Source organism: Streptococcus mitis, assembly GCF_965111725.1.
GTDB classification, from domain to species: domain Bacteria; phylum Bacillota; class Bacilli; order Lactobacillales; family Streptococcaceae; genus Streptococcus; species Streptococcus mitis_DV.
Map to the genome: position 1 here is coordinate 240,770 of NZ_OZ217341.1, position 16,391 is coordinate 257,160.

A 16,391-nucleotide genomic window follows, 5' to 3' on the forward strand; every position below is an offset into this window, starting at 1 on the left:
GAAGGGAGGGAGAATGATGAAAAACGCTTTTCAAACATCAAATTTCCTTTATTATGGAATTATCCTAGTTTCAGTCTTGCTAGAAGTGATCATGGTCTGGCAATTAGAGAGTCTGGTACCGCTTCTTTATCCAGGTTTTATCGGCTTTTTAGTCTTTCATGTACTCTACCATCTAATCTTATTCCTAGTCGCTAAAAGAAGTGGGCGTTGGGATTACTTGATGATATGGGGACTTTTCCTCATGTTCAATCTTCTTTATGACTCCTTTTTAGGCTTGCTTTTTCTAGGTTTATCTTTTGGTATGTGATGTTTTTAGGAAAAACCTGCTATAACCATTGTTTCGACCTCGCTTTTAGCGAGGTTTTTCTTCTGTAGGATTTTAGTAACACATTTCAGTAAACTTGTCGCATTCTCTTTCTAGTGGTATAATGTTACTATCTCGATGAATTGAGGAAACAAGATGAAAGAATATAACAAGTCTAGTAAGTTAGAGCATGTTGCTTATGATATCCGTGGTCCTGTTTTGGAAGAAGCCATGCGAATGCGAGCGAACGGAGAAAAGATTTTACGTTTGAATACAGGAAATCCAGCAGAATTTGGCTTTACAGCGCCAGATGAGGTCATTCATGACTTGATTATGAATGCGCGTGATAGTGAAGGATATTCTGACTCCAAAGGGATTTTTTCAGCCCGTAAGGCCATCATGCAGTATTGCCAGTTGAAGAAATTCCCAAACGTAGATATTGATGATATTTACCTTGGAAATGGTGTCAGTGAGCTGATTGTCATGTCCATGCAGGGGCTTTTGGACAATGGAGATGAGGTCTTGGTGCCAATGCCAGACTATCCTCTCTGGACAGCAGCTGTCAGCCTAGCTGGGGGAAATGCCGTTCACTATATCTGCGATGAAGCTGCAGAATGGTATCCAGATATTGACGATATCAAGTCAAAAATCACTTCCAATACCAAGGCGATCGTCCTTATCAATCCAAATAATCCAACTGGAGCCCTTTATCCTAAGGAACTCTTGTTGGAGATTATTGAGATTGCCCGTCAAAACGATTTGATTATCTTTGCGGATGAAATTTATGACCGCATGGTAATGGATGGACATGTACATACGCCTGTGGCGAGCTTGGCACCAGATGTCTTCTGTGTCAGCATGAATGGTCTATCAAAATCCCACCGTATCGCTGGTTTCCGTGTGGGTTGGATGGTCTTGTCTGGACCTAAGACTCATGTCAAGGGCTATATCGAAGGGCTCAATATGCTGTCCAATATGCGCCTTTGCTCTAACGTTTTGGCCCAACAAGTCGTACAAACTTCCTTGGGTGGCCACCAATCAGTCGATGAATTGCTCCTTCCTGGTGGACGAATTTACGAGCAAAGAAATTTCATTTATAATGCCATTCAAGAGATTCCAGGTCTCTCTGCCGTAAAACCAAAGGCTGGGCTCTATATCTTTCCTAAAATCGACCGCAATATGTACCGTATCGATGATGATGAGCAGTTTGTCCTTGATTTCTTGAAGCAGGAAAAGGTTCTCTTGGTTCATGGTCGAGGCTTTAACTGGAAGGAACCAGACCACTTCCGTATCGTTTATCTTCCTCGTGTCGATGAACTTGCCCAAATCCAAGAAAAAATGACTCGTTTCTTGAAACAGTATCGTAGATAGGGCTTACATTCGAAAAAGCAGTAAACATTTGCCTTGAGCTATTGACAAAAGTGAAAGAATCAGATAGAATAGTAAAGTATGTTTAGTAACTGATCACTTTATAGCCGGCTAAACGAATACAAAATCTATGAGGAGGTATTCATCGTGAAACGTACTTATCAACCAAGTAAACTTCGTCGTGCGCGCAAACACGGATTCCGTAACCGTATGTCAACTAAAAACGGTCGTCGCGTATTGGCAGCTCGTCGTCGTAAAGGACGCAAAGTTTTGGCTGCATAATCCAAACGAACCATAACAAAAATCAGTAGGAACTCGAGTCTACTGATTTTTATTTTTGTAAAAAAGTTCAAAAGACTTTATATTTTCCCTCAAATGGTGTATAATATTTCACATACTGTAAAAAATGGAGAATAATCATGAAGAAATCAAAAGTTATGCTGTTTGGAGCTATGGCTCTGACAGCAGGTCTAGCTCTAGCGGCATGTGGGTCTTCCCAATCAAGCAACGCTGAGAAAACCTACTCTTATGTATTTACTAGTAATCCTGATACCTTGGACTACATTACGTCAACGCGTGGCTCTACTTCAAGTATTACGACCAACTTGATTGATGGCTTGTTAGAAAATGATAAGTATGGTAATCTCATTCCATCTATGGCTGAGTCATGGACGGTGTCAAAAGATGGTTTGACCTACACTTATAAAATCCGTCAGGGGGCGAAATGGTACACTTCAGAGGGCGAAGAGTATGCGGATGTAACGGCTCATGACTTTGTGACAGGTCTCAAGTATGCAGCTGATAAAAAGGCTGAAAACTTGTACTTGGTCCAAGACTCTATCAAGGGCCTCGCAGACTACGTTGAGGGGGAAACATCTGACTTTGAGACTGTTGGAGTTAAGGCAGTGGATGACTATACTCTTCAATATACTTTGAATAAGCCGGAATCTTACTGGAATTCTAAGACTACTGGGGGCATTTTGAGTCCGGTAAATGAGGCTTTTTTGAAATCTAAAGGAGATGACTTTGGTAGTGTAACACCATCCAGTATCTTGTCAAATGGTCCTTACTTGTTTAAATCTTTCTCATCAAAATCTTTGATTGAATTTGATAAAAACCCTAATTATTGGGACAAGGATAATGTGAAAATTGAGAAAGTGAAGCTCTCTTTCTTTGACGGTTCTGACCAAGATAGTTTGGCGAGAGGATTTTTGGAAGGGAACTACTCGGACGGTCGTATCTTCCCGACAAGTTCAGTGTTTAATCAGTTGAAAAAAGGGAATGAGGACAAGATTACCTATACACCGCAAAACTCAGTTACTTTCTATTATCTTTTCAACGTGAATCGTCAAAGCTACAAGCAGACCATGAAACAGTCTGATAAGGAAAAGACAGATTCACTTGCAGCCATGCAAAATAAGGATTTCCGTCAGGCTGTCAACTTTGCCTTTGACCGTCATGCTTATGCAGCGCAGACAAATGGTGAAGATGGAGCAGACCGTATCTTGCGTAACACGCTTATCCCAAGTGACTTTGTCCAAATCGGTGGTAAAAACTTTGGAGATGTTGTCAATGAAAAGATTATTAACTATGGTACAGAGTGGTCGAATATCAATTTGAATGATGCGCAACCTGCCTTTTTGAATGCTGAAAAAGCCAAGGCAGCATTTGCTAAAGCTAAAGAAACCTTGCAAGCAGAAGGCGTGACCTTTCCAATTCATTTGGATATGCCAGTTGACCAGACGGCCAAGTTAGATGTGCAACAAGCAAGTTCCTTTAAGCAGACAGTGGAAGAAACCCTTGGGGCAGACAACGTTGTGATTGATGTGACTCAACTTTCTCCAGACGAGAAGGATCAAGCTACATTCTTTGCAGATACAGCTGAACAAAAGGACTATGACATTGATATTTCAGGTTGGAGCGGAGATTACTCAGATCCGAAAACTTATCTTGATCTCTTGGATCCAGAGTCAGGTTCTCAGCTTAACAATATTGGTTTGACTGCTGGAAAAGATAATGAAGTAAAAGAAAAAATTGGACTTTCTGCTTATAAGAAGTTACTAGATGAAGCAGATAGCGAAGTTGAAAATACTCAGGCTCGTTATGAAAAATTTGCTGAAGTACAAGCTTGGTTGACTGACAGCGCCCTCTTCCTACCAGTTCAAAGTGGTGGAGCCAACCCAATCTTCCGTAAGACTGTACCGTTTACAGGAGCTTTCTCTTTCGTTGGTCATAAGGGAGATGCTGATAACTACAAATATGTTGAACTGCAAAAAGAGCCGGTCACTGCGAAACAGTACCAGGAACTCTATGATAAATGGCTAAAAGAAAAAGCTGAGTCAAATAAAAAAGCTCAGGAAGATTTGGCTAGCCACATTCAATAATATTCCTAGTCATGCTTTTTAGTTAAGCCTAGTGACAGGATTCAGAAAAAGACCTTACCAGACGCTTTTGATTCTGGTAGGGTCTTTTCTTTATTTTTTGTTTCGTGATGAAGTAAGTGGAGGTGGATAGGGATTCAGATAGCTAGAATGACTTGTTTTATGTTTTTGAATGGGAATCGATTAAAATTTATAAATCTGTATAAGGAATTAGTGACAAAACGATAGCAAATAGGGTAAATTTCTATATATTTTAATTAAAGTAAAAATTAGGCTAAAAGTGGACGGGGGGGGGGGGGATTTTATGCTATAATGTACGTATATTCTTATTGCCTAAAGTAGATATATTATAATAAAGTTGTATTATAGTGTATTGGCTTTTTGAATAAGAAGCAATAAAAATAAAAAATGGAGATCAAAGAATGAAGTATAAGAGAACGCAGAAACGCTCCAAGCAAATGTGGCAGCGTGTGGAAAAATTTTCGATTAGAAAGTTTAGCTTTGGAGCGGCGTCGTGTTTGATAGGGGCATCTTTAGTTGGGGCTGCTGGGACAGTGCAACCTGTAGATGCGGCCTTGGTTTATGAAAAAACAAATGATAATGCAGTCACTTTATATACAAATAAAGGGGACACACCTTATAAAGCTACTGGGAGTGGAGTTCATGATGAAGTAGATGTAGATAAAGAAATTCAAATTGGAGTAGATTGGTCACAATATAGTAAAACAAATCCATATGTAAAAGTTACTTATAAGTTTAATGGTGGATATGGATCAGCTGCACTTTATCACTATGGTGGAGGACGTCCTGAATTTTGGTTCACAACTCCAATCGGAGTGAAAGAACCACGAAAAATCACTCTATACAACGGTGGTACTGGTGACCAAGGTCGAGTCATGACTAGTTGGAAAGGAAATCAAGGCTGGATTTCATTGTCTAACTCTGTCGGCTCGCGTTATCAAAACGCAGAAGATGCCAAAGCTTTAAAAGCAGGTGATCCTACTAAATGGGAATGGTACAACGATACAACAGGTGAAAGTGGGAAGACTTACCGTGGGGATCTGGATGCGATGTTTTGGTGGCGCATGGGAGATACTATAGCAGGAGCTCCGGGAGACCAAGCTATTTACGAATTGTTTAAGAACAACACCAAGAGTTTCTATGCTGACTGGGAAAAAGCGGCTCACCCAAGCGTTACGATTGAAGCAGAATATGAAGTTGTGGATCCAACTTTAAAAAATGAAAGATATACCTTAGATTTTGGTGCGGGGGTTAAAATAGGGCATTTGGGTTCGCTTAGATCACGCTTTAAAGTTTTAACAGAGAAAGTTCCTGCATTATATAAAAATACTGAATTTTTTGAGCCTAAATTACCAGAAAGACTGGGTGTAGCTAATACTACGAATTTAACACAAAAAGAAAAGGATAAATTAAAGGAAAAAATTTGGGAAGCGAATCAAGATAATACTAGTAGCTCTCTTCCGGAAGGACAAAATAAATTTGTAGATAATTTGAAGGACGGTAAAGAGGGTATTCAAATTGGAAATGACGGAACTGCAACTATTACCTACAAAGATAATTCTACAGATGTAATTCCGGGAACTTCTCTTGTTTATGAAGATCCAAATGCTGCGGAGACTAAATTAGCAGAAAAGAGTGGCTATAATTATCATAAGAATCCTTTACCAGTTGAAAATTTGGATAAGATAGGGCAGTCGGAAGTAGATGAAGGAGTAGCAAGGTTTAAAGAAATAAATGGTATAAAAACAGATGAACAGGGTATCATCACGAGTGTCGGAGAAGGTGTTTCTTCGAACTTTATTGATAAGATTTTAAGTCCTTATTCTAAGGTAGTTGGTACACCTAAGGAAGGTGAGTTACCTGAAACGAATTTTGTTCGTCTTTCTATTCTTAATAAAGATAGAACTCCTACTAATGTAGCTATTCCTAAAGAAGATTTATTCAAACAAAAGGTTGTATTAGATGATACAGCCATAGCCGAGGCTAGAGAAAAAGGTAAAAAAGCTATTGAAGATTTAACTTTCCTTTCTCCAAAAGAAAAAGAAGTCTTCAAAAAAGAGTTGGAAGGTAAAACAAGTCAGGAAGATATCAATTCTGTTGTAAATAAAGCAATTTCAAGAAATTCTGCAAACGAAAAAGGTATAGCAGAGAAAAAACTTGAGGTTAAAAAAGGAATTGATGCCTTAACTTACTTAACTAACGCTGAAAAAGAAGAGTTACGTAAAAAAGTAGATGATCAAGGTATAGCAGACCCTGAGAATGCAGATGGCTCAGAAGGAAAAGCTTTAGACCATACAAAATCTTTGCTTGATAAAATTTTAACTGATGCAACTGCGACTAACTTAGCAAAAGCTAAGGAGAAAGCAAAAGAACAAATTGAGAAGATTAAAGATAGCTTAACTCCAGAAAAAGTAGAAGAATTTAAAAATAAAATTAAAAGCGCCGATTCTGTAAGTAAGATTGAAGAAATTCTCAAAGAAGCGGAAACTCTTAAAGCAAAAAATGAAGCAGATAAAGCAAAGGCTGAAGCTGATAAGCTAAAAGAAGACTACAAGAAGAAAATCGACCAAATCCCTGGATTGTCAGATGAACAAAGAAATGAATACAAGAAGCAAATTGATGATGCAACGTCACAAGACGAATTAGACAGAATTCTCAAAGATGCAGAAGAAAAAGTAAGTCGTGAGCAAGCTCGTACAGATGCTAAAAATATTATTGATGGTTTAACTCATTTAAACAATGCTCAAAAAACGGAATTGAAAGAGCAAGTAGCTGCAGCTGGGAATAAAGAAGAACTTGACCGTATTGTGAATATTGCAAGAGATTTAGATTCTAAGATGGATTCTTTACAGCAATTAGTTACAAAAGCAGATGAAGTAAAGAAAACTGAACAGTATACAAATGCTACAGAAGAAACAAAAACACCATTTGATACTGCGTTAACAAATGCAGATGAAGTGGCAAATAAAGAAACAGGAAAAAATGCCTCCTCTTCAGAAGTAGATGGTCTAATTGATAAATTAAAAGAAGCTATCAAAAATCTAACAGGAAAAGAAGTGGTAGTACCTGTATCGAAAGATGCCTTGAGAGCAGAAGTTGCTAAAGCTGATGAAGTTCACAAATCACCAGCGTATCTTAAAGATACACAAGATAAACAACAGGATTATGACAAAGCTCTGAACGATGCAAAAACTCCATTAGAAGACGACAAGGCAAGTCAAGAAGATGTTGATGCTGCACTTGAAAAACTACAAAAAGCAAGAACTGCTTTATCAGGTAAAGCAGAAGAATTCACATTAGCTGTAAAAGACGCCACAAAACCAGCTGAAATTTCAAAAGCACCAGTAGCAGGCGAAAGCTTAACAGCAGAAGACCAAGCGAAAGTAAAAGAAAAAGTAACAGCAAACGGTGAAGCACTAAAAGATACTGATACAGTAGCGTACGGAAACATTACGGAAAAAGATGGTAAGAAAGTCGTACCAGTAACAGTAACACGTGATGGCGTAGCAAAAACAATTGATGTAGAAGTCACTAAGCAAGCAGAAGAATTCACACTAGCTGTAAAAGATGCCACAAAACCGGCTGAAATTTCAAAAGCACCAGTAGCAGGCGAAAGCTTAACAGCAGAAGACCAAGCGAAAGTAAAAGAAAAAGTAACAGCAAACGGTGAAGCACTAAAAGATACTGATACAGTAGCGTATGGAAACATTACCGAAAAAGATGGTAAGAAAGTCGTACTAGTAACAGTAACACGTGATGGCGTAGCAAAAACAATTGATGTAGAAGTCACTAAGCAAGCAGAAGAATTCACACTAGCTGTAAAAGATGCCACAAAACCGGCTGAAATTTCAAAAGCACCAGTAGCAGGCGAAAGCTTAACAGCAGAAGACCAAGCGAAAGTAAAAGAAAAAGTAACAGCAAACGGTGAAGCACTAAAAGATACTGATACAGTAGCGTATGGAAACATTACCGAAAAAGATGGTAAGAAAGTCGTACTAGTAACAGTAACACGTGATGGCGTAGCAAAAACAATTGATGTAGAAGTCACTAAGCAAGCAGAAGAATTCACACTAGCTGTAAAAGATGCCACAAAACCGGCTGAAATTTCAAAAGCACCAGTAGCAGGCGAAAGCTTAACAGCAGAAGACCAAGCGAAAGTAAAAGAAAAAGTAACAGCAAACGGTGAAGCACTAAAAGATACTGATACAGTAGAGTACGGAAACATTACGGAAAAAGATGGTAAGAAAGTCGTACCAGTAACAGTAACACGTGATGGCGTAGCAAAAACAATTGATGTAGAAGTCACTAAGCAAGCAGAAGAATTCACACTAGCTGTAAAAGATGCCACAAAACCGGCTGAAATTTCAAAAGCACCAGTAGCAGGCGAAAGCTTAACAGCAGAAGACCAAGCGAAAGTAAAAGAAAAAGTAACAGCAAACGGTGAAGCACTAAAAGATACTGATACAGTAGCGTATGGAAACATTACCGAAAAAGATGGTAAGAAAGTCGTACTAGTAACAGTAACACGTGATGGCGTAGCAAAAACAATTGATGTAGAAGTCACTAAGCAAGCAGAAGAATTCACACTAGCTGTAAAAGATGCCACAAAACCGGCTGAAATTTCAAAAGCACCAGTAGCAGGCGAAAGCTTAACAGCAGAAGACCAAGCGAAAGTAAAAGAAAAAGTAACAGCAAACGGTGAAGCACTAAAAGATACTGATACAGTAGCGTATGGAAACATTACCGAAAAAGATGGTAAGAAAGTCGTACTAGTAACAGTAACACGTGATGGCGTAGCAAAAACAATTGATGTAGAAGTCACTAAGCAAGCAGAAGAATTCACACTAGCTGTAAAAGATGCCACAAAACCGGCTGAAATTTCAAAAGCACCAGTAGCAGGCGAAAGCTTAACAGCAGAAGACCAAGCGAAAGTAAAAGAAAAAGTAACAGCAAACGGTGAAGCACTAAAAGATACTGATACAGTAGAGTACGGAAACATTACCGAAAAAGATGGTAAGAAAGTCGTACCAGTAACAGTAACACGTGATGGTGTAGCAAAAACAATTGATGTAGAAGTCACTAAGCAAGCAGATTCCACAGATAGTTCAGGTTCTCAAGGCAACCAAGGAGGTCAAGGAGGTTCAGGCTCTCAAGGTAACCAAAACGATCAAGGAGGTCAAGGAGGTTCAGGCTCTCAAGGTAACCAAAACGATCAAGGAGGTCAAGGAGGTTCAGGCTCTCAAGGTAACCAAAACGATCAAGGAGGTCCAGGCTCTCAAGGTAACCAAAACGATCAGGGAGGTCAAGGAGGTTCAGGCTCTCAAGATAAACCAAACGGTCAAGGAGGAAATACAGATTCAAATACTGAAGGTCCTACTAGCCCAGATTTACCTGCTGACCAATCAGACCTAGACAAAGCAAAAGCTCAAGCAAAATCAGACTTAGCCCAAGCAGCTGCAAAAGAAAAAGCAGAAATCGACGCAGATGAAAAACTAAGCGAAGATGAAAAAGCCCAAGCAAAAGCTAAAGTCGATGAAGCTAAGAAAGCTGCAGAGTCTAACATTGATAAAGCGACAACACCAGAAGAAGTAGCAAAAGCAACAGAAGCAGGTAAGAAAGCAATCGATGCAGTTCATCAAATAACTCCAGAACAAGCTAAATCTGACTTAGATGCTGCAGCTAACACAGAAAAAGGTGAAATTGGCGGAGATACAACTTTAACTGATAAAGAAAAAGAAGCCTTGAAAGCCAAAGTAGATGAAGTTAAGAAAGCGGCAGAAGATAAGATTAACAATGCGAAAACACCTGAAGAAATAGCGAAAGCAACAGAAGAAGGTAAAAAAGCAATCGCAGATGTCTATAAACCACAAACTTCTAAAGGGCAATCAACAAGTATCTTCAAACCAGAGTTAGACTTACAAACTGCTTTAGTATCCGGAAAAGCAACTGTTGAAAAAGGCAAAGACTTAACAGACGAAGAAATCCTAAAACAATTAGCACTAGCTGATGGACTAACAGCGAAAATCACTTTTAAACCAACTACAACAGAAGCGGGAACAAAAGAAGCAGAAGTGGAAGTAACACTAGCGAATGGCACTAAAGTAACTGTAAAAGTACCGGTTGAAGTAGTTGATTCCTTAGGAACAGCTGATAAAGATAATGATCTTGCTAAGGCGAAAGAAGATGCTAAAAAACAAGTAGAAGCCGCTGCTAAGAAAAAACTTGAAGAAATCAAGAACAATAAAGACTTAACAGAAGATCAAAAACAAAAAGCTGAAAAAGAAATCAATAAAGCCAAAGAAGATGCTAACAAAGCTATTGACGAAGCATCATCAGCAGGAACAGCTAAACAAATTGCAGATCAAGCAAAAGAAAATATTGAAAAATATGATCCAAAAGCTGATACAGAAGTTAAGAAACCAGATGTAACAAACCTTGATGAAGAAAAAGCGAAAGCAAAAGCTGAAATACTAGAAGAAGCTCAAAAACGCATTAACGAAATCAAGAACAATAAAGATTTATCAGACGAAGCGAAACAAAAAGCTATCGAAGAAATCAATAAGGCCAAAGATAAAGCGATTGAAGACATCAACAAAGGTCAATCTAAAGATGAAATCAAGGCGGCGAAAGAAGCTGGTATTCATAAGATAAATGAAGTTCAACCAGATGGCTCTATTGCATCTAAATTCGAACCGAAAGTTCCTGAAAACAAAGTGGAAGTGGAAAATCCAGCAAAACTTTCAGATGAAGAAAGAGAACAAGTTCGTCAAAACATCGAAGGAGCTAACACATTCCCAGATGGAACAACAGTAGAAGTAAAACCAGATGGAACAGCTCTTATCACATATAAAGATGGTTCAAGCGATACGATTTCTAAAGATAAATTAGTAGCACCAGCTAACAAAGAGACAGGAACAATCGCGTCAAGAATCGAGCCAGTTATCCCAGGAAAAACACAAGTAGGAAATACTACGAAGTTAACACCAGAAGAACAGGCTGCGGTTAAAAAAGCGGTTGAAGAAGCGAACAAGTTCCCAGCAGGAACTACGGTAGAAGTAAGACCTGATGGAACAGTAGTCATCACCTATCCAGATAAATCTGTAGATACAATAACAGGGGATAAACTTGTTGAAAAAGGAAGTAAACAAGAAACTCCAAAAGTTCAGACAGATGCAGAGAAGAACCCAGCGCAAGTTCCAGGAAACTTTGTACCTGTTGAAAATACTCACAACTTGACACAGACGGAGCAAGATACTGTAGCAGCTAAGGTTAAAGAAGCAAATCCAGCGGCGACAGATGTTAAGGTATCTAAAGATGGAACAGCAACGCTAACATATGGAGATGGTTCAGTAAACACAATTCCAGGAACCAGTCTAGTAGTAGCCAAAGATACTGACAATGAAGCTTCAACACAAGCCGCGCAAAATCCAGCAGTGGTGCCAGCAACTACAGAAGTTGGAAATGCTCACAGCTTAACACCTGAGGAACAAGCTGCAGTAGCTACGAAAGTGAAACAAGCAAATCCGACTGCTACAGATGTTAAGGTATCTAAAGACGGAACAGCGACATTGACATACTCAGATGGTTCAGTAAACACAATTCCAGGAACTAGTCTAGTAGTTCAAAAAGAAGAAACTTCAACACAAGAGCAACCAACAATCGCAGAGAAGACAAAAGTAATCATCCCAGCTAACCCTACAAAAGTAGCAGAAGCTACAAGATTAACAGATGAAGAAAAAGAAGCTGTTAAAAAAGCTGTAGTAGATGCAAATGGATTCGGAAGCGATGTTAAAGTTGAAGTAGCTGGAGATGGCACAGCGACAATCGTCTTTAAAGATGGTTCAGCTATTACAATTCCAGGAAATCAATTGGTAGCACAAGATCCAAAAGCACAAGATAGCACTAAACCGACTGCTGAAAAATCAACTGTTAAAGCGCCTGCTCAAAGAGTAGATGTAAAAGATATAACTCATTTAACAGATGGAGAAAAAGAAAAAGTTAAGGTTGCTATTTTACAAGCAAATGGTTCAGCATTAGACGGAGCGACAATCAATGTAGCTGGAGATGGTACAGCAACAATCACATTCCCAGATGGTTCAGTAGTGACGATTCTAGGGAAAGATACAGTTCAACAATCTGCGAAAGGTGAATCTGTAACTCAAGAAGCTACACCAGAGTATAAGCCAGAAACTACACCAGGTGGAGATAATGGAGGCAATACTGGAAGCTCAGATGCTAATGCGAATGCAGGCGGTGGTAGCCAGGCAGGCGGACAAGCTCACACAGGTTCACAAACCCCAGCTCAATCACAAGCTTCTAAGCAATTGGCTACTGAAAAAGAATCAGCTAAAAATGCCATTGAGAAAGCTGCCAAGGACAAGCAGGATGAAATCAAAGGCGCACCGCTTTCTGATAAAGAAAAAGCAGAACTTTTAGCAAGAGTGGAAGCAGAAAAACAAGCAGCTCTCAAAGAGATTGAAAATGCGAAAACTGTGGAAGATGTGAAGGAAGCAGAAACGATTGGAGTGCAAGCCATTGCCATGGTTACAGTTCCTAAGAGACCAGTGGCTCCTAATGCTGCTCCTCAGGCAACTGCAGGAACAATGCAAGATGTTACCTACCAGTCACCTGCTGGCAAACAATTACCTAACACAGGTTCAGCATCAAGTGCAGCACTTGCTAGTCTTGGTCTAGTGGCGGCAACCAGTGGTTTTGCTTTGCTAGGAAGAAAGGCTAGACGTAGAAAATAGGACAGCTAGAAAATTCTATTCTCTACTTAAAGTTAGATTATAAGGGGAATTTTGAGAAATCATCAATCCTAGTGATGGGTGAGAAAAGTGAGAACCCAAGATAATCACACATTTTATACTCAATGAAAATCAAAGAGCAAACTAGGAAACTAGTCGCAGGCTGTACTTGAGTACGGCAAGGCGACGTTGACACGGTTTGAATTTGATTTTCGAAGAGTATTAGATGAATAGGGATGTTCTATCAATATAGCCAGTCTCTTCTGTCTCTAACTGTGGAATAGAAGATGGGCAATATCGGATAGAAAAGATAGCAGAATAGCTCTCTATTGAAGAGAGGAGGGAAACCGAAAAATTGGGTGCCCCTCCTCTTTTTTGGTATAATAGAAGATAGAAAACGAGGTTAGAAGAGATGATTTTTGATACACATACACACTTGAATGTAGAAGAATTTGCAGGTCGTGAGGCAGAAGAAATTGCCTTGGCTGCTGAGATGGGTGTGACGCAGATGAATATTGTTGGTTTTGATCAACCGACGATTGAGCGTGCCTTGGAGCTGGTAGATGAGTATGACCAACTCTACGCGACTATTGGTTGGCACCCGACAGAAGCAGGGACTTACACGGAGGAAGTCGAGGCTTACTTGTTGGATAAGTTAAAACATCCCAAGGTTGTTGCTTTAGGTGAGATTGGTTTGGATTATCATTGGATGACAGCGCCCAAAGAGGTGCAGGAGCAGGTTTTTCGCCGTCAGATTCAGCTATCTAAGGACTTAGATTTGCCTTTTGTTGTCCATACCCGTGATGCGCTGGAAGATACCTATGAGATTATTAAGAGTGAGGGCGTTGGCCCTCGAGGTGGCATCATGCATTCTTTCTCAGGAACTCTTGAATGGGCAGAGAAGTTTGTGGAGCTTGGTATGACCATTTCCTTCTCAGGAGTGGTGACTTTTAAGAAGGCAACTGATATCCAAGAGGTTGCTAGAGAACTGCCTTTGGATAAGATGTTGGTGGAGACGGATGCTCCCTACTTGGCTCCTGTTCCTAAACGTGGTCGCGAAAATAGAACAGCCTATACGCGCTATGTAGTGGACTTTATCGCTGACTTGCGTGGCATAACGGCAGAAGAACTGGCGGCAGCAACGACTGCAAATGCAGAGCGAATTTTTGGATTGGACAACAAGTGATGAAAGAAAAAATTTCCCAAGTCATCGTGGTCGAAGGTCGCGATGATACGGCCAATCTCAAACGTTATTTCGATGTAGAGACCTATGAGACACGAGGTTCTGCCATCAATGACCAGGACATAGAGCGGATTCAGCGCCTGCACCAGCGTCATGGGGTCATCGTTTTTACAGACCCGGATTTTAATGGGGAACGGATTCGTCGCATGATTATGACGGCCATTCCAACAGTTCAGCATGCCTTTCTCAAGCGAGATGAAGCTATTCCTAAGTCCAAAACCAAGGGGCGTTCTCTGGGAATTGAGCATGCCAGCTATGAAGACCTGAAAACGGCTCTAGCTCAGGTGACAGAACAATTTGAACATGAGAGTCAGTTTGACATCAGTCGTAGCGACTTGATTCGCCTTGGTTTTCTAGCAGGAGCAGATAGCCGTAAGCGACGAGAATATCTAGGAGAGGCTCTCCGAATCGGCTATTCCAACGGCAAGCAACTCCTCAAACGCCTAGAGTTGTTTGGGGTCACCTTGGCAGAAGTGGAAGAAGCTATGAAAAGTTATGAGAACAGCTAAACAGACCCCAAAATACAAGGGGAATGTGTTACAATAGTAGTAACAGATAATAGAAAAGAGAATAGATGAGAATTGCAGATTATAGCGTGACCAAGGCAGTGCTGGAGCGTCACGGTTTTACCTTTAAAAAGTCCTTTGGGCAAAATTTCTTGACGGATACCAATATCCTACAAAAAATCGTGGATGCGGCTGAGATTGATGACCAGGTCAATGTTATCGAAATAGGGCCAGGTATTGGTGCCTTGACGGAGTTTCTGGCTGAGCGTGCAGCAGAGGTCATGGCCTTTGAAATTGACCATCGTTTGGTACCGATTTTGGCAGATACCCTACGTGATTTTGACAATGTGACAGTGGTTAACGAGGACATTCTCAAGGTCGATTTGGCGCAGCATATCCAGAATTTTAAAAATCCTGACCTGCCAATCAAGGTAGTGGCTAATTTGCCTTACTACATCACAACGCCTATTCTCATGCACTTGATTGAAAGTGGCATTCCTTTTAGTGAGTTTGTGGTCATGATGCAAAAAGAAGTGGCGGACCGTATCTCGGCTCAACCAAATACCAAGGCATATGGCAGTTTGTCAATAGCTGTGCAGTATTACATGACTGCCAAGGTTGCCTTCATCGTGCCTCGTACGGTCTTTGTGCCAGCACCAAACGTGGACTCTGCTATTTTGAAAATGGTGCGCCGTCCAGAGCCAGCTGTAGCAGTGGAAGACGAGAACTTCTTCTTTAAGGTTTCCAAGGCTAGTTTCACTCATCGCCGCAAGACCTTGTGGAATAACTTGACAGGTTACTTTGGCAAGACTGAAGAAGTCAAGGACAAGCTTACTAAGGCTTTGGACCAAGCAGGCTTGTCACCAAGTGTGCGTGGGGAAGCTCTCAGCTTGGCAGAGTTTGCCAGCCTAGCAGATGCACTTAAAGGGCAAGGACTCTAAGATGCAGGGACAAATCATTAAAGCCTTGGCAGGGTTCTACTATGTAGAGAGTGAGGGTCAGGTTTATCAAACACGAGCGCGTGGGAATTTCCGTAAAAAAGGTCATACCCCTTACGTTGGGGACTGGGTAGATTTCTCTGCCGAGGAAAATTCAGAAGGCTATATCCTCAAAATTCACGAACGGAAAAACAGTCTGGTTCGTCCGCCCATTGTCAATATTGACCAAGCTGTAGTAATCATGTCCGTCAAGGAACCTGATTTTAACAGCAATTTGCTGGATCGTTTCTTGGTTCTTTTGGAGCATAAGGGCATCCATCCTATCATTTATATTTCTAAAATGGATTTGCTGGAAGATCGGTCAGAATTGGATTTTTACCAGCAGACTTATGGTGACATCGGCTATGACTTTGTGACCGGTAAAGAAGAACTTTTGCCCTTGTTAACAGGCAAGGTTACAGTTTTCATGGGGCAGACAGGTGTTGGAAAATCAACCCTTCTCAATAAAATCGCACCAGACCTCAATCTTGAAACAGGAGAAATCTCAGACAGTCTGGGTCGCGGGCGCCATACCACTCGAGCTGTTAGTTTTTACAACCTTAATGGGGGTAAAATCGCAGATACACCAGGTTTTTCATCTCTGGATTATGAAGTGTCAACAGCAGAAGATCTCAATCAGGCCTTTCCAGAGATTGACAGTGTCAGCCGAGACTGTAAGTTTCGTACTTGTACCCATACCCATGAGCCGTCTTGCGCAGTTAAGCCAGCTGTTGAAGAGGGTATCATTGCGTCCTTTCGTTTTGACAACTACCTGCAATTCCTCAGTGAGATTGAAAATCGCAGAGAAACTTATAAAAAAGTCAGCAAAAAAATTCCAAAATAA

General features: G+C 40.5%; 9 protein-coding genes. All 9 read left to right on the plus strand.

Annotated elements, in window-relative coordinates:
- Positions 1–13: 13 nt before the first annotated feature.
- Positions 14–307 carry a hypothetical protein gene (locus tag ACLV7Q_RS01325; protein ID WP_218758084.1) on the plus strand — a complete coding sequence of 98 codons (294 nt, stop codon included), beginning with the start codon at positions 14–16 and terminating at the stop codon, positions 305–307.
- Positions 308–460: 153 nt separating this feature from the next.
- Positions 461–1,675 carry a pyridoxal phosphate-dependent aminotransferase gene (locus tag ACLV7Q_RS01330; protein WP_000666459.1) on the plus strand — a complete coding sequence of 405 codons (1,215 nt, stop codon included), beginning with the start codon at positions 461–463 and terminating at the stop codon, positions 1,673–1,675.
- Positions 1,676–1,819: 144 nt separating this feature from the next.
- Positions 1,820–1,954: a 50S ribosomal protein L34 gene (gene rpmH, locus ACLV7Q_RS01335; RefSeq protein WP_000831905.1), complete on the plus strand. Its 135-nt coding sequence runs from the start codon at positions 1,820–1,822 to the stop codon at positions 1,952–1,954.
- 137 nt (positions 1,955–2,091) lie between these two features.
- Positions 2,092–4,056, plus strand: a complete 1,965-nt coding sequence (locus ACLV7Q_RS01340; RefSeq protein WP_175880644.1) for a peptide ABC transporter substrate-binding protein — start codon at positions 2,092–2,094, stop codon at positions 4,054–4,056.
- A 419-nt stretch (positions 4,057–4,475) separates the two neighbouring features.
- A complete protein-coding gene (locus ACLV7Q_RS01345; protein WP_411865977.1) occupies positions 4,476–12,824 on the plus strand; it encodes a DUF1542 domain-containing protein in 8,349 nt (2,782 codons plus the stop codon).
- A gap of 409 nt (positions 12,825–13,233) precedes the next feature.
- A complete protein-coding gene (locus tag ACLV7Q_RS01350; protein WP_218757228.1) occupies positions 13,234–14,007 on the plus strand; it encodes a TatD family hydrolase in 774 nt (257 codons plus the stop codon).
- Complete coding sequence (rnmV, locus tag ACLV7Q_RS01355) at positions 14,007–14,573, plus strand: ribonuclease M5 (RefSeq protein WP_218757227.1); 567 nt, start codon at positions 14,007–14,009, stop codon at positions 14,571–14,573. The genes ACLV7Q_RS01350 and rnmV overlap by 1 nt, the downstream gene beginning before the upstream one ends.
- 65 nt (positions 14,574–14,638) lie before the next feature.
- Positions 14,639–15,511, plus strand: a complete 873-nt coding sequence (gene rsmA / locus ACLV7Q_RS01360; protein WP_218757226.1) for a 16S rRNA (adenine(1518)-N(6)/adenine(1519)-N(6))-dimethyltransferase RsmA — start codon at positions 14,639–14,641, stop codon at positions 15,509–15,511.
- A gap of 1 nt (position 15,512) precedes the next feature.
- Positions 15,513–16,391 carry a ribosome small subunit-dependent GTPase A gene (rsgA, locus tag ACLV7Q_RS01365; RefSeq protein ID WP_218757232.1) on the plus strand — a complete coding sequence of 293 codons (879 nt, stop codon included), beginning with the start codon at positions 15,513–15,515 and terminating at the stop codon, positions 16,389–16,391.

Coding starts and splice junctions, on each gene's coding strand:
- ACLV7Q_RS01345 (WP_411865977.1), top strand. CDS start 4,476: ATGAAGTATAAGAGAACGCAGAAACGCTCCAAGCAAATGTGGCAGCGT.
- ACLV7Q_RS01325 (WP_218758084.1), top strand. CDS start 14: ATGATGAAAAACGCTTTTCAAACATCAAATTTCCTTTATTATGGAATT.
- ACLV7Q_RS01330 (WP_000666459.1), top strand. CDS start 461: ATGAAAGAATATAACAAGTCTAGTAAGTTAGAGCATGTTGCTTATGAT.
- rsmA (WP_218757226.1), top strand. CDS start 14,639: ATGAGAATTGCAGATTATAGCGTGACCAAGGCAGTGCTGGAGCGTCAC.
- ACLV7Q_RS01350 (WP_218757228.1), top strand. CDS start 13,234: ATGATTTTTGATACACATACACACTTGAATGTAGAAGAATTTGCAGGT.
- rsgA (WP_218757232.1), top strand. CDS start 15,513: ATGCAGGGACAAATCATTAAAGCCTTGGCAGGGTTCTACTATGTAGAG.
- ACLV7Q_RS01340 (WP_175880644.1), top strand. CDS start 2,092: ATGAAGAAATCAAAAGTTATGCTGTTTGGAGCTATGGCTCTGACAGCA.
- rnmV (WP_218757227.1), top strand. CDS start 14,007: ATGAAAGAAAAAATTTCCCAAGTCATCGTGGTCGAAGGTCGCGATGAT.